The sequence below is a fragment of the Streptomyces sp. FH025 genome (assembly GCF_017427025.1).
Lineage (GTDB): Bacteria > Actinomycetota > Actinomycetes > Streptomycetales > Streptomycetaceae > Kitasatospora.
On sequence record NZ_JAFLNG010000144.1, the window covers coordinates 1 to 13,336 of the forward strand.

At 72.5% G+C, this 13,336-nt stretch carries 11 protein-coding genes; 8 read left to right on the forward strand and 3 right to left on the reverse strand.

Going from position 1 to position 13,336, the window contains the following annotated elements; translation table 11 throughout:
- The first annotated feature begins 4 nt into the window (after positions 1-4).
- Entirely contained in the window at positions 5-697 is a 693-nt protein-coding gene (locus tag J0670_RS13250) for a VIT family protein (protein WP_207811737.1), read from the forward strand.
- A gap of 151 nt (positions 698-848) precedes the next feature.
- Entirely contained in the window at positions 849-3,389 is a 2,541-nt protein-coding gene (locus J0670_RS13255) for an ATP-dependent Clp protease ATP-binding subunit (protein WP_374223098.1), read from the forward strand.
- A gap of 115 nt (positions 3,390-3,504) precedes the next feature.
- Here J0670_RS13255 and J0670_RS13260 read toward each other — a convergent pair whose 3' ends face one another.
- Positions 3,505-4,404: a metallophosphoesterase gene (locus tag J0670_RS13260; protein ID WP_374223099.1), complete on the reverse strand. Its 900-nt coding sequence runs from the start codon at positions 4,402-4,404 to the stop codon at positions 3,505-3,507.
- A gap of 197 nt (positions 4,405-4,601) precedes the next feature.
- Between J0670_RS13260 and J0670_RS13265 the strand changes: the two genes are divergently transcribed.
- From J0670_RS13265 to J0670_RS13285, 5 genes are all read left to right on the forward strand, one after another.
- Complete coding sequence (locus J0670_RS13265) at positions 4,602-5,540, forward strand: serine protease (protein WP_207811730.1); 939 nt, start codon at positions 4,602-4,604, stop codon at positions 5,538-5,540.
- A 168-nt stretch (positions 5,541-5,708) separates the two neighbouring features.
- Positions 5,709-7,190, forward strand: coding sequence for a S28 family serine protease (locus tag J0670_RS13270; protein WP_207811731.1), 1,482 nt, complete (start codon positions 5,709-5,711; stop codon positions 7,188-7,190).
- Between the two features lie 136 nt (positions 7,191-7,326).
- Positions 7,327-7,950 (forward strand): TetR/AcrR family transcriptional regulator, encoded by a 624-nt coding sequence (locus J0670_RS13275; RefSeq protein ID WP_207811732.1) that lies wholly within the window; start codon positions 7,327-7,329, stop codon positions 7,948-7,950.
- A complete protein-coding gene (locus J0670_RS13280; RefSeq protein ID WP_207811733.1) occupies positions 7,934-9,568 on the forward strand; it encodes an acyl-CoA dehydrogenase family protein in 1,635 nt (544 codons plus the stop codon). Before J0670_RS13275 ends, J0670_RS13280 begins: the two co-directional genes overlap by 17 nt.
- Positions 9,565-10,449 carry an amidohydrolase family protein gene (locus J0670_RS13285; RefSeq protein ID WP_307806504.1) on the forward strand — a complete coding sequence of 295 codons (885 nt, stop codon included), beginning with the start codon at positions 9,565-9,567 and terminating at the stop codon, positions 10,447-10,449. The genes J0670_RS13280 and J0670_RS13285 overlap by 4 nt, the downstream gene beginning before the upstream one ends.
- 81 nt (positions 10,450-10,530) lie before the next feature.
- Here the strand turns inward: J0670_RS13285 and J0670_RS13290 are convergent, their stop codons facing one another.
- Together J0670_RS13290 and J0670_RS13295 are read right to left on the reverse strand one after the other, a co-directional pair.
- The gene (locus J0670_RS13290; RefSeq protein ID WP_207811734.1) at positions 10,531-11,013 is read right to left on the reverse strand and encodes a DUF2269 family protein; all 483 of its coding nucleotides are present in this window, start codon (positions 11,011-11,013) and stop codon (positions 10,531-10,533) included.
- Between the two features lie 116 nt (positions 11,014-11,129).
- A complete protein-coding gene (locus tag J0670_RS13295; RefSeq protein WP_207811735.1) occupies positions 11,130-11,837 on the reverse strand; it encodes a 4'-phosphopantetheinyl transferase superfamily protein in 708 nt (235 codons plus the stop codon).
- Between the two features lie 277 nt (positions 11,838-12,114).
- Between J0670_RS13295 and J0670_RS13300 the strand changes: the two genes are divergently transcribed.
- A partial coding sequence (locus J0670_RS13300) for a choice-of-anchor A family protein (RefSeq protein ID WP_207811736.1) occupies positions 12,115-13,336 on the forward strand: 1,222 nt, incomplete at its 3' end.

Consider the following 13,336-nt stretch of genomic DNA (forward strand, 5'->3'; position numbering starts at 1 on the left):
GCAGATGGGGGAGACCCGGGCGGAGCTGTCGACGCGGTTGAACTGGCTGCGGGCCGCCGTCCTGGGCGCCAACGACGGTGTGGTGTCGACGGCCGGGATCGTGACCGGCGTGGCGGGCGCGGCCGGCTCCCGTACGGCACTGCTCGCGGCGGGGGTGGCCGGGCTGCTGGCCGGGGCGATGTCGATGGCGGTCGGCGAGTACGTGTCGGTCAGCACCCAACGGGACACCGAGCGGGCCGCGTTGGCGAAGGAGCGGCGGGAGCTGACGGAGGACCCGGAGGGGGAACTCGACGAGCTGACCGACTACTACCGGGACAGCGGGCTGACCGACGGCCTGGCCCGGGAGGTGGCGTCCGCACTGACCGAGCGGGACGCGCTGGCGGCCCACGCGCAGACCGAACTCGGCATCGACCCCGAGGCGTTGACCAACCCCTGGGAGGCCGCGCTGGCCAGTGCGGCGGCGTTCACACTGGGCGCCCTGGTGCCGCTGCTGGCGGTCATGCTGCCGCCGGAGACCTGGCGGCTGCCGGTGACGGTGGTCGCGGTGGTGGTCGCGCTGATCCTCTCGGGCTGGACGAGCGCCCGGCTGGGCGGGGCCGGTCCGGTGCGGGCGGTGGGGCGCAACGTCGCGGGCGGGCTGCTGGCGATGGCGGTGACGTACAGCGGCGGCGTGCTGCTGAACCGGCTCACCGGGTGACGTGCCCGGGCTCACCGGGTGACGTGCCCGGGCTCACCGGGTGACGCGCCCGGGCCCACCGGGTGACGTGCCCGGGCCGGTTCGCTCGGGAGGCGCGGGGGCGCGGCCTGTGTTTGTGTGGCTGCAAACCGCTTGGGAGAGGTGAACCGCCGTGACCATGCCCCCGTTCGGATCGAACGACCCGTTCTCCGACCTGCTCAGCCGGTTCTTCGGGATGAGCCCACTGGCCTCCCCGCCCGCCGTGCAGCGGGTGCCGATCGGGCGGTTGCTCAGCGAGTCCTCGCAGGAGCTGCTGGCGCTCGCCGCGCAGCGCGCGGCCGAGGACGGCAGCAGCGACCTCGACACCGCGCACCTCGCCTGGGCGGCCACCCGGGTGGAGCCCTCGCGCCGGATGCTGGAGCGGGCGGGCATCGACCCGGACCGGCTCTCCGAGGACCTGGAGCACGCCCTGCCGTCCGGGAACGCGGAGTCGCTGGACGGGCGGCCCGCGCTCACCCCGTCGGCCAAGCGCGCGCTGCTCGCCGCGCACGCCCGCTCGCAGGAGGTCGGCGCCTCGTACATCGGCCCCGAGCACATCCTCGGCGCGCTGCTGGACCAGGAGCGTTCGGGCGCGGGCGTGGCGCTGCGCAACGCGGCGCCCTCGCAGGAGGCGCTGAAGTCGGTGCTGGAGGGGCGCGGCACCGGCGGCGAGCGCAGCAGCACGGGCGCGCACCCGAGCGAGACGCCGACGCTGGACGAGTACGGGCAGGACCTCACCGAGGCGGCGCGCTCGGGCCGGCTGGACCCGGTGGTCGGGCGGGCCATGGAGATCGAGCAGACCGTCGAGATCCTCTCCCGGCGGACCAAGAACAACCCGGTGCTGATCGGCGAGCCGGGCGTCGGCAAGACCGCGATCGTCGAGGGCCTGGCCCAGCGGATCGTCTCCGGGGACGTGCCGCAGAGCCTCAGGGAGAAGCGGGTGGTCACCCTCGACCTGACCGCGCTGGTGGCCGGCTCCAAGTACCGGGGCGAGTTCGAGGAGCGGTTGAAGAAGGTGATCGACGAGGTCACCGCGGCCGAGAAGAGCGTGATCCTGTTCCTGGACGAGCTGCACACCGTGGTCGGCGCGGGCGCTGGCGGCGAGGGCTCGATGGACGCCGGTAACATCCTCAAACCGGCGCTGGCACGCGGCGAGTTGAGCGTGGTCGGCGCGACCACGCTGGACGAGTACCGCAAGCACGTGGAGAAGGACGCCGCGCTGGAGCGGCGCTTCCAGCCGGTGCTGGTGCCCGAGCCGAGCGTCGAGGAGACGATCGAGATCCTCCAGGGGCTGCGCGACGCGTACGAGGCGCACCACCAGGTGCGGTTCAGCGACGAGGCGCTGGACGCGGCCGCGACGCTCTCCGACCGGTACGTCAGCGACCGCTTCCTGCCCGACAAGGCGATCGACCTGCTGGACCAGGCCGGTGCGCGGGTGCGACTGCGCAGCCTGAGCGGCTCCACCGAGGCGAGCGGTGTGCAGGACCGGATCACCAAGCTCAGGCGGGAGTTGGACGAGGCCGTCGCGGACGAGGAGTTCGTGCGGGCCGCCAACCTGAAGACCGAGCTGCGGCAGACCGAGGACGAGCTGGCGGCGATCGCCGAGTCCCGCGAGGAGGTCGTCGACGTGACGGCCGACGACATTGCGCAGGTGCTGTCCTCCCGGACCGGCATCCCGGTCGCGGAGCTGAACGCGACCGAGAAGGAGCGGCTGCTCAAGCTGGAGGAGCACCTGCACGAGAAGGTGATCGGCCAGGACGAGGCGGTCACCGCCGTCGCCCAGGCGGTGCGCCGCGGTCGGGCCGGGATGGGTGACCCGGAGCGGCCGACCGGCTCCTTCCTCTTCCTCGGCCCGACCGGCGTCGGCAAGACCGAGCTGGCCAAGGCGCTGGCCGCGCTGCTGTTCGGCGACCCGGACCGGATGATCCGCTTCGACATGAGCGAGTTCCAGGAGAAGCACACCGTCTCCCGGCTGGTCGGCTCCCCGCCCGGGTACGTCGGCTACGAGGAGGCCGGTCAGCTGACCGAGGCGGTGCGCCGCAAGCCGTACAGCGTGCTGCTCTTCGACGAGGTGGAGAAGGCGCACCCGGACGTCTTCAACCTGCTGCTCCAGGTGCTGGACGACGGGCGGCTGACCGACTCCCAGGGGCGTACGGTCGACTTCCGCAACACCGTGGTGATCATGACCAGCAACATCGGCTCGCAGCGGATCCTGGACCACGCCGGGAACGTCGACGAGATCCGGGACGACCTGATGCGGGACCTTCGCCGGCAGTTCCGGCCGGAGTTCCTCAACCGGATCGACGAGGTGATCGTCTTCCACGCGCTCACCCGCAAGGACCTGCTGTCGGTGGTCGACCTGCTGCTGGAGCGCAGCCGACGCCGGCTGCGCGCGCAGAACGTGCGGCTGGAGGTCACCGAGGCGGCCAAGGAGTACCTGGTCAACCGCGGCTACCAGCCGGAGTTCGGGGCCCGGCCGCTGCGCCGGACGATCCAGTCGGAGCTGGACAACCGGATCTCCAACCTGCTGCTGGACGGCACCGTGCGGGAGGGGGACACCCTGATCGCGGACGTGAGCGACGGCGAGCTGTCGGTCACGCTGGCGCGGCCGGAGCCTTCGGCGACGTTCGAGGAGGCGGAGGAGAAGGCGCGGTCGGCGGCCGCCGAGAGCTGAGGGCCCGCGGCCGGTCCGGTTCGGGCGTACTCCGGTCGGGAGTACGCCCGAACGCCGTCGGTGCCGCCGCCGTCGGAGCCGCCGACGACGGCGTCGGCGCCGGGGAGACGGGCCGTCAGCGCGCGGCCCGCAGGGGCACCTCCCGCAGGATCGGGTCGGGCAGCCCGCGCTTGCGCCACTCGCGCGGGTAGCCGAGCGAGACCTCCTCGAAGGGGACGCCGTCGTAGTTGGTCCTGCGCGGGATGTGCAGGTGGCCGTAGATCATCGCGGCGGTGTTGAAGCGGCGGTGCCAGTCGGCGGTCAGCTCGGTGCCGCACCACTGGGCGAACTCGGGGTACCAGAGGATCTCGGTGGGGTGGCGGACCAGCGGGTAGTGGTTGACGAGGACCAGCGGGATGTCCGGGTCGCAGGCCGCGAGCCGCTCCGCGGTCAGCCGGACGCGCTCGCGACACCAGGAGTCGAGGTCCGGGAACGGCTCCGGGTGGATCATCCGCTCGTCCGCGCAGACGATGCCGCTGGCGTAGGCGGCCGCCAGGGACTCCTCCTTGGTGGTCGTGCCCGGTGCGCGGAAGGAGTAGTCGTACAGGAGGAAGAGCGGGGCGATGCGGACGGGGCCGCCGGCTCCCCGCCAGACCGGGTACGGGTCCTCGGGGGTGATGACGCCGAGGTCGCGGCAGAGCTCCACCAGGTGGTCGTAGCGGGCCACGCCGCGGAGCTGGACCGGGTCGTCGGGGTGGGTCCACAGCTCGTGGTTGCCGGGCGCCCACACCACGCGGGAGAAGCGCTCGGCCAGCAGGCCCAGTGCCCACTCGATGCTGGTGGTGAGCTCGGCGACGTCCCCGGCGACGATCAACCAGTCGTCGGGGTGGGTGGGTTCGAGCTTCTGCACCAGCTCGCGGTTCTCCTGGTAGGAGATGTGCAGGTCGCTCACCGCGAGCAGCCGTCCGCCCGTTCCGGCGGGCGTCGACGCCTGCTGCGCGTCGCTCCGTGCGTCGCTGCGGATCTCGGTACCCACTCATGCCCCCTGTTTTCACCTGGCCGATGTGGCCACCCTACGGGGCGGGGCGGGGTCTCGGGCCTGGTTGACGGGATCAGCCGTTCGACGGCCGATGGGGGTTGACCTCGGGGTGTTCCCTTGGGCTGGTTTTGACCCTTGACAGTAAGTCATGTCCGCGACAGCTTTGGTGGACCCCCACACCGAGAGGTTCTCTCATGAAGAAGCCGCTCATAGGCATGCTCGCCACGGTCCTGGTCGCCGGGGCCACCGCCCTCGCCGGTGCCCTCCCGGCCCAGGCCGCCGCCCCGACGGCCCCCGCCGTCAGCACACAGGCCGTCAGCGCCCAGGCCATCGGTGCGCAGGCCGTCGGCGCCCAGGCCATCGGCGCCCAGGCCGCCGACACCAAGGCGGCCCCCAGGGTCGCCGTCAACTTCGCCGGGACGGTCGCGCTCAGCAACTGCTCCGGCTCACTGGTGCGGGTGCCCGGCTCGGCCGCGAGCGACCCGGCCCTCGTCCTCTCCAACGGCCACTGCCTGGAGTCGGGCATGCCCGGCCCCGGCGAGGTGGTGCTCAACCAGCCCTCCAGCCGCACCTTCACCCTGCTGAGCGCCACCGGCGGCAGCCTCGGCACGCTGCGCGCCACCAAGGTGGTCTACGGCGCCATGACCGACACCGACGTGTCGATCTACCAGCTGAACACCAGCTACGCCTCGATCAAGTCCCGGTACGGGATATCCCCGTTGACCATCTCCGACACCCACCCCACCCAGGGCGCGGACATCCGGGTCGTCTCCGGCTACTGGAAGAAGATCTACTCCTGCTCGATCGACGGCTTCGCCTACCAGCTGAACGAGGCCGACTGGACCTTCAAGGACTCGGTCCGCTACACCTCCGGCTGCAACGTGATCGGCGGCACCTCCGGCTCGCCGGTGGTCGACACCTCGACCGGTCTGCTGGTCGCCGTGAACAACACCATCAACGAGAACGGCGAGTCCTGCACCCTCGACAACCCGTGCGAGGTCGACCAGAACGGCACGGTCACGGTGCACCAGGGCATCGGCTACGCCCAGGAGACCTACGGCATCCCCGCCTGCTTCGCCCCCGGCAACCGCTTCGACCTCACCCTGCCGGGCTGCACCCTGGCCCGCCCGTAAGGCCGTTCCCGCCGAGCCGGTAGCGCCGGGCCGTTGGCGCCGAGTCGTTAGCGCCTAGCCGTTAGTGCCGAGCCCGGCCCCCTGACCAGAGCCCTTCCCCGATGGGTCACCCGCGACCGGGCGGGTGGCCCATTCGGCCTTCATGTCCGTTGACCAGATGGAGAGTTGATGACCACCAAGCTGAGAAGACTGCTGGCCTCCGCCCTGCTGATACCGGTGTTCGCGATCGGCGGCCTGGCCGCCCCGGCGTCGGCCGCGCCCGCTCCGGCCGGGGCCGCCCACGGGCGGAGCCCCGCGGACGACCCGAACGCCGACATCAAGGACCGCCTGGCCGCGATCCCCGGGGTGACCATCACCGAGGAGAAGCCGACCACCACCGGCCACCGCTACTTCATCGCCACCTACACCCAGCCGATCGACCACTTCCGCCCCTGGCTGGGCACCTTCCAGCAGCGCTTCAGCCTGCTGCACCGCGGCTACGACCGCCCGACCGTCTTCTACACCAACGGCTACACCCTGGGCACCAACCCGTCCCGCACCGAGCCGACCCGGCTGGTGGACGGCAACCAGGTGTCCATCGAGTACCGGTTCTTCACCCCCTCGCGCCCCGACCCGGCCGACTGGTCCAAGGCCGGCATCCGCCAGGGGGCCGCCGACTCGCACGCGCTGGTGACCGCGCTCAAGCGGATCTACCAGGAGGAATGGCTCTCCACCGGCGCCAGCAAGGGCGGCATGTCCTCGACCTTCTACCGCCGCTTCTACCCGGACGACGTGGCGGGCACGATCGCCTACGTCGCGCCGAACAACACCGACCGCTCCGACTACGCGGCCTACACCGAGTTCTTCCGCACCGTCGGCACCCCCGAGTGCCGGGCCCGGCTCAACGCCGCCCAGCGCGAGCTGCTGGTGCGCCGCGACCGCCTGGAGCCCCGCTACATCGCCGACAACAAGGCGGCCGGCTCGACCTTCAACACCCTCGGCACCCCGGACCGCGCCTACGAGGCCGGCGCGCTCGACGTGATCTGGGCGTTCTGGCAGTACAGCCTGGAGTCGGACTGCGCCAAGGTCCCGGTGGCCGCCACCGCGACCGACGACGAGCTGTACGCCTGGTACGACTCCCAGTCGGGCATCACCGGCAACAGCGACCAGTCGCTGGCGAAGTACACCGCGTACTACTACCAGGCCGCCACCGAGCTGGGCGCGCCGTACTTCGACGTCTCGTACATCCAGGACCAGCTGCACTACGACTACAAGGAGCTCTACTCGGCCCGCTCCTACGTGCCGAAGGAGATCCCGACCGTCTTCAACCCGTACGCCATGCCCGACATCGACCGCTGGGTGAAGCGCGAGGGCGAGCGGATCATGTACGTCTACGGCGGCAACGACCCGTGGGGCGCCAAGCCGTTCCACCTCGGCCGGGGCAGTGAGGACAGCTACGTCTACACCGTGCCCGGCGGCAACCACGGCTCCAACATCGGCAAGCTGCCCGCCGCGCAGTCGGCGGAGGCCACCGCCAAGGTGCTGGAGTGGGCCGGCCTGGGAGACCAGGACACCGCTCGCTCGCTCGCCAAGTCGCCGCAGTCGATCCCGTCCTTCGGGCCGCTCGACGCCGAGGGCCAGCGGCTGGAGCAGGAGCGCCGCCCGCTGTAGCGCCCGGTAGCAGCCCTGAGTGACCAGGAGGCCGCCCCGCCCGGGGCGGCCTCCGCGCGTTCGGGGCCGCTCGGCCGACGGGGTCGCACCCTCCCGGCCCCTCCCCGAAGCGGTGAATCAGTGCTTCAATACTTCCATGGCCTACCGACGCACCGCCGCCGTACAAGCCCGCCTGGACGCCCAGCGCGAGGCGGTGCTCCAGTCGGCGGTCGGCCTGCTCGCCGAGCGCGGTTACGGCGGCTGCACCATGGCCGCCGTGGCGGACCGCGCCGGGATCGCCACCGGCAGCCTCTACCAGCACTTCGCCAACAAGGCCGAGCTCTCGGTGCAGCTGTTCCGCCGGGTGGTCACCCACGAGATCGACGCGGTGAACGCCGCCGTCGCCCGCCGGGAGACCCCGCAGCAGCGGATCGCGGCCGTCGTCGAGACCTTCGCGGCCCGCGCCCTGCGCGCGCCCCGGCTGGCGTACGCGCTGCTGGTCGAGCCGGCCGACGCGGTCGTGGACGGCGAACGCCTGGTCTTCCGGCGGGCGTTCCGGGACGTGATCGCCACCGAGATCGCCGCCGCCGTGGCGAAGGGCGAACTGCCCGAGCAGGACCCGGTGCTGACCGCCGCCGCCCTCGTCGGCGCGGTCGGCGAAGCCCTGGCCGGGCCGCTCGCGGCCGCACCCGAAAGCGAGGGGAGCACCACCGCCGTGGTCCCCGCCCTGGTCTCCTTCACCCTGCGTGCCCTGGGAGGACGCGATGACAGCGACGCATGAGGTCACCAACCAGGTGCCCCTGCCGTACGGACACGACACCGCCGCCGACCCCACCCTGCTCGCCGCCCTGCACCGGGCCGGCGCCGGCTGGGCCGAACCCGAACTGCGTGAACTCGGCCGCCTGGCCGGGTCCGAGCAGGCCGCCGAGTGGGGCCGGCTGGCCAACGAGCACCCGCCCGTGCTGCGCACCCACGACCGCTTCGGCCACCGGATCGACGAGGTCGAGTTCCACCCCTACTGGCACGAGCTGATGCGCACCGCCGTCTCGTACGGCCTGCACGCCGCGCCCTGGCGGGACGACCGGCCCGGCGCCCACTCCGCCCGCGCCGCCAAGTTCTTCGTCTGGGGCCAGGTCGAGGCCGGCCACACCTGCCCGATCTCGATGACCTACGCCGCCGTCCCGGCACTGCGCGCGAACCCCGCCCTGGCCCGGGAGTTGGAACCGCTGCTGGCCTCGACCGCGTACGACTACGGGCTGCGCGAGCCGCGCACCAAGCGCGGGCTGATCGCCGGCATGTCGATGACCGAGAAGCAGGGCGGCTCGGACGTCCGCACCAACACCACCACCGCGACCCCGCAGCCGGACGGCACCTACCGGCTCACCGGCCACAAGTGGTTCACCTCGGCCCCGATGTCCGACCTCTTCCTGACGCTCGCCCAGGCCCCCGGCGGGCTCAGCTGCTTCGTGCTGCCGCGCGTCCTCCCGGACGGCGGCCGTAACCGGCTGCACCTGATGCGGCTCAAGGACAAGCTCGGCAACAAGTCCAACGCCTCCGCCGAGCTGGAGTACGACGGCGCGGTCGGCTGGCTGGTCGGCGAGGAGGGCCGCGGGGTGCGGACCATCATCGAGATGGTCAACATGACCCGCCTCGACTGCACCATCGGCGCCGCCTCCGGCATGCGCTACGGCACCACCCGGGCGGTCCACCACGCCCTGTACCGGCGGGCGTTCGGCAAGGCGCTGGTCGACCAGCCGCTGATGCGCAACGTGCTGGCCGACCTGACGGTGGAGTCCGAGGCCGCCACCGTCGTCGCGATGCGGCTCGCCCAGAGCACCGACCGCGCCCTGGCCGGCGACGAGACCGAGGCGCTGGTACGGCGGCTGGGCCTGGCGGTGGCCAAGTACTGGGTGTGCAAGCGGGGCCCGGCGCACTCCGCCGAGGCGCTGGAGTGCCTGGGCGGCAACGGCTACGTCGAGGAGTCCGGGATGCCCCGGCTCTACCGCGAGGCGCCGCTGGTGTCGATCTGGGAGGGCTCCGGCAACGTCGCCGCCCTGGACGCGCTGCGCGCCATGGCCAAGCGCCCCGACACGGTCGAGGCCTTCCTCGGCGAACTCGACGCCGCCGGCGGCGCGGACCGCCGACTGGACGCGGCCGTCGCCGGACTGCGCAAGCAGCTGGGCGACGTGACCGACCTGGAGTACCGCACCCGCCGGCTGGTCGAGTCGATGGCGCTGGCCTTCCAGGGCTCGCTGCTGGTCCGGTACGGCAGCCCGGCGGTGGCCGACGCCTTCTGCGCCTCCCGCCTGGGCGGGGACCACGGCGCCGCCTTCGGCACCCTGCCGTCCGGCGTCGACACCGCCGCGATCATCGACCGCGCCCGCCCGGTGCCCGCGTGAACGACCGGGAGACCGCAGGCGTAAGGGAGTTCTGGCAGGCCCTGGGCCTGCCGGGGCTGATCGACGTGCACACCCACTTCATGCCGCAGAACGTCCTCGACAAGGTGTGGGCGTACTTCGACGCGGCCGGCCCGCTGGTGAACCGCCCCTGGCCGATCACCTATCGCGAGGCCGAGGAGCAACGCGTCCGGCGGCTGAGGGAGTTCGGCGTCCGGGCGTTCACCTCGATGCTCTATCCGCACAAGCCCGGCATGGCCGCCTGGCTGAACGGCTGGGCCGCCGACTTCGCCGCCCGCACCCCGGACTGCCTGCACACCGCGACCTTCTTCCCCGAGCCCGGCGCGGCCGGCTACGTGGCGCGGGCGATCGAGGACGGCGCCCGGGTGTTCAAGGCGCACCTCCAGGTCGGCGGCTACGACCCGACGGACCGGGCGCTGGACGAGGTCTGGGGGCTGCTCGCCGAGACCGGCACCCCGGTGGTCACCCACTGCGGATCCGGGCCGGTGCCGGGGGAGTTCACCGGTCCGGGCCCGATCGGCGAGGTGCTGAAGCGGCACCCCGGCCTGGTCCTGGTGGTCGCCCACCTCGGCATGTCCGAGTACCGCGACTTCCTCGACCTGGCCGAGCGCCACCCGGCCGTCCGGCTGGACACCACCATGGCGTTCACCGACTTCGCCGAGGCCGACGCGCCGTTCCCGCGCGAGGAGCTGCCGCGGCTGCGCGGGCTGCGGGAGCGCGTGCTGCTCGGCAGCGACTTCCCCAACATCCCCTACCGGTACGTCCACCAGCTGGAGGCGCTGGCCGGGCTGGGGCTGGGGGAGGAGTGGTTGCGGGCGGTCTGCCACGACAACGCGGCGGCCCTCTTCGGGCTGTCGGACTGAGGCGCCTCAGCGGTCCGGTTCCACCGCCGACCGCAGGTACCGGGCCGTCTCCGCGTCGGCCGGCAGGAAGGACTCGATGGCTCAGGCGCCGGTGGTCGACCCCGGGCGGACGACCATCAGCACCACGACCACGGCCCACAGCAGGTTGAACACCCCGGCGGTCATCGGCAGCAGCCGCAGGCCGTTGACGGCCTTGGTGCGCTGCTCGTCCCGCGGTTCGAGGCCGAGCGCGTCGACGGCGGCCTGCTGGCCGGGCAGGACGAACAGCAGCAGGGAGAGCGCGGCGATGGCGGTGAGCACCATGGAGGCGATCATCCAGGACTGGCCGAGCACGTCCATCACCTGCGCCAGGCCGATGCCCAGCACCGGTACGGCGACGCCCAGCAGCGCGTAGACCTGGGTGATCCGGTGCAGGACGCGCAGCACGCCCGCGTCCGAGGCCTGGTCCGGACCGTCGGCCAGCGCGGCCTTCGCCCGGCGCGGGAACATGCTGACGGCCACCGCGACCGGGCCTATGAACAGGACCGACGCGAGGACGTGCAGGCTCAGCAGGAACTTGGCCATGGCGGGGCACCCTTTGATCCGGTGGGCAGCTGGGTCGGCGGGCGTGCGCCGTCGGCGCGCCCACGACCAGGCACGCTAACACCGCTTATTCGGCGGTCCCGCGCTCGGGTGCCCGCTCAGCCCGCAGGGGTCAGCCGTACGACGCGCGGCGGGGCGGTGCTGACCGCCGCTACGACGGCGCCGTGCTCGGGGTCGGTCCAGTCGATCAGGTGCAGGTCCTCGAACCGGCTGCGCAGCGGGGCGCCGGGCGGGACGTCCAGCGGCAGGGCGGCGAGGTCGACCTGCCCGAGGGTGTCCAGGGTGGTCCGGCCGATCTTGATCAGCGACTCCTTGCGCACCCACTGCCGCAGGAACGCCCGGTCCGGCTCGGGGGCCGCCTCGACCAGGGCGAGTTCGGCGGGGGTGAGCACCCGGCGGGCGACCGCGCGCAGCGAGCCGCCCCGCGCGGACAGCTCGACGTCCACGCCGACCGGCTGGTACCCGGCTCCGGCCGCGACCACGCCCCGGGTGTGGGACAGGCTCACGTGCACCCCGGGGTGGTCCGGCAGGTAGGGCTTGCCGTGGTCGGCGAGCCCGCAGTCCGGGCACCGCTGGGCGAGGACCAGGCCTGCCGCCGGGACGTCGAGCAGCCGGGCGGCGCAGAGCCGGACCAGCACGTGCCCGGCGGTGAAGTCGATCCGCCCGGACTCCTGCCGGAAGCGTGCGGCGCGCTCCCGTTCGAGGGCGGTGAGCAGGTGCTCGCCCGCCTCGGGGTGCCGCAGCACGGCGTCGGCGGACGCGACGGCGACGAGCGGCGCGCTCTGGTCCTGGGCCTCGGTGGTCATGCCGTCCAACCTAGCCCGTGCGGCCGTCGGCCGGGTGTGCGGAGCGGGTGGGAGCGGGGTGGGAAGCCGCCACGGGTCTGGTCAGCTGATTTTTAGATGAGAACTGATGCTCTGTATGGTGTATATAGTCCGATTTAGTGTTGGATGTCCCGGATCTGTGTGTTCGGCAGCAGATCACGCGGAACCTGGCAGGTCGTCGGGACCTGTCGTCTTTCTATGCGTGGAGGAAGCGTCGATGGGTCAGGCCACCGGTTCGCCGGATCACAGAGCGACCGCCGTGAGAAGAACAGCCAGCGGCCGACGCCGGGCCGCCCGGGCGGCCGTGGCGACCGCCGTCGCAGCCGTCCCGCTGGCCGCCGTGCTGACGGTCGGTTCGGCCGTCCCGCTGGCCCCGCCGCTGGGCGCCTGCTCCGGGCCCGACTGCCCGGCCACCTGGCCGCCGGTGAACAACGGCGACTTCCCCGGGCGGGACGCCACGATCAACGTCTTCACCGGCGGCGACTACACGGTGAACGGCCGCGCGGCCGAGGCCGAGGGCAAGGTCGTCGCGCTGGGGAACCTGACCGTCGACAAGAACGGCGGCGGCGCCTACAACATGGGCGTCGTGGGCGTCGGCTCCCGCGTCGTCCCGCCGAACGGCAGCGACTTCGTCACCACCGGCGGCGACGTCGACGTGAAGTCCGGCAACTCGATCCTGATCGGCGGCAGCGACTCCCGGGGCCAGGCCTTCGGCAACCTGCGCCACGCGGGCGGCGTCACCGGCACCGTCAGCATCGACCCGACCGGCGAGCTGATCCACGACGCGAACGCCGCCGCGCCGTACCGGTCGGTGCTGACCCAGATCGAGGAGGTCTCCGACTGCGTCGGGCGGGCCACCGCGACCGGCACCGTCGAGATCTCCGCCAGCGAGGCGACCTTCACCGGTGACGGGACCAGCATGAAGCAGGTCTTCAACGTCACCCGGAACCTCGCCTCGCCGAGCGGCGGGCAGATCGGCCTGGCCTTCAACAACATCCCGGCCGGGGCCACCGTCGTGGTGAACATGCTCGGGGACAGCCCGGTCATCAACACCTACACCGGTACCGGCCTGGCGGGGGACCAGACCACTGAGATGCGCTCGAAGCTGATGTACAACTTCCCGACCGCGACCTCGGCCCAGATCCTCGGCAGCGCCCAGTTCCAGGGAGCCGTCCTGGCCGGCAACCCGGCCGGCACCACGACCATCGCCCAGCCGGGCATGAACGGCCGGGTGTACCTCGCGGGCAACCTGATCCACACCGGCACCGGCGGCTACGAGATCCACAGCTACCCGTTCGACGGGGACCTGCCGGACTGCCGGGTGACGCCGACCTCCTCGCCGACCTCGCCGACCTCGCCGACCTCGCCGACGCCGACCTCCTCGCCGACGTCTCCGGGGCCGACCTCGCCGAGCCCGACGTCCCCGTCCTCCTCGCCGACGTCCCCTGGCCCGACCTCGCCGGCGCCGACCTCGCCCCAGC

Excerpts from the sequence above, each read along its gene's own strand:
- J0670_RS13265 (WP_207811730.1), top strand. The coding sequence starts at position 4,602 with ATGAAGAAGCCGCTCATAGGCATGCTCGCCACGGTCCTGGTCGCCGGG.
- J0670_RS13250 (WP_207811737.1), top strand. The coding sequence starts at position 5 with ATGGGGGAGACCCGGGCGGAGCTGTCGACGCGGTTGAACTGGCTGCGG.
- J0670_RS13275 (WP_207811732.1), top strand. The coding sequence starts at position 7,327 with ATGGCCTACCGACGCACCGCCGCCGTACAAGCCCGCCTGGACGCCCAG.
- J0670_RS13270 (WP_207811731.1), top strand. The coding sequence starts at position 5,709 with ATGACCACCAAGCTGAGAAGACTGCTGGCCTCCGCCCTGCTGATACCG.
- J0670_RS13295 (WP_207811735.1), bottom strand. The coding sequence starts at position 11,837 with ATGACCACCGAGGCCCAGGACCAGAGCGCGCCGCTCGTCGCCGTCGCG.
- J0670_RS13280 (WP_207811733.1), top strand. The coding sequence starts at position 7,934 with ATGACAGCGACGCATGAGGTCACCAACCAGGTGCCCCTGCCGTACGGA.
- J0670_RS13290 (WP_207811734.1), bottom strand. The coding sequence starts at position 11,013 with ATGGCCAAGTTCCTGCTGAGCCTGCACGTCCTCGCGTCGGTCCTGTTC.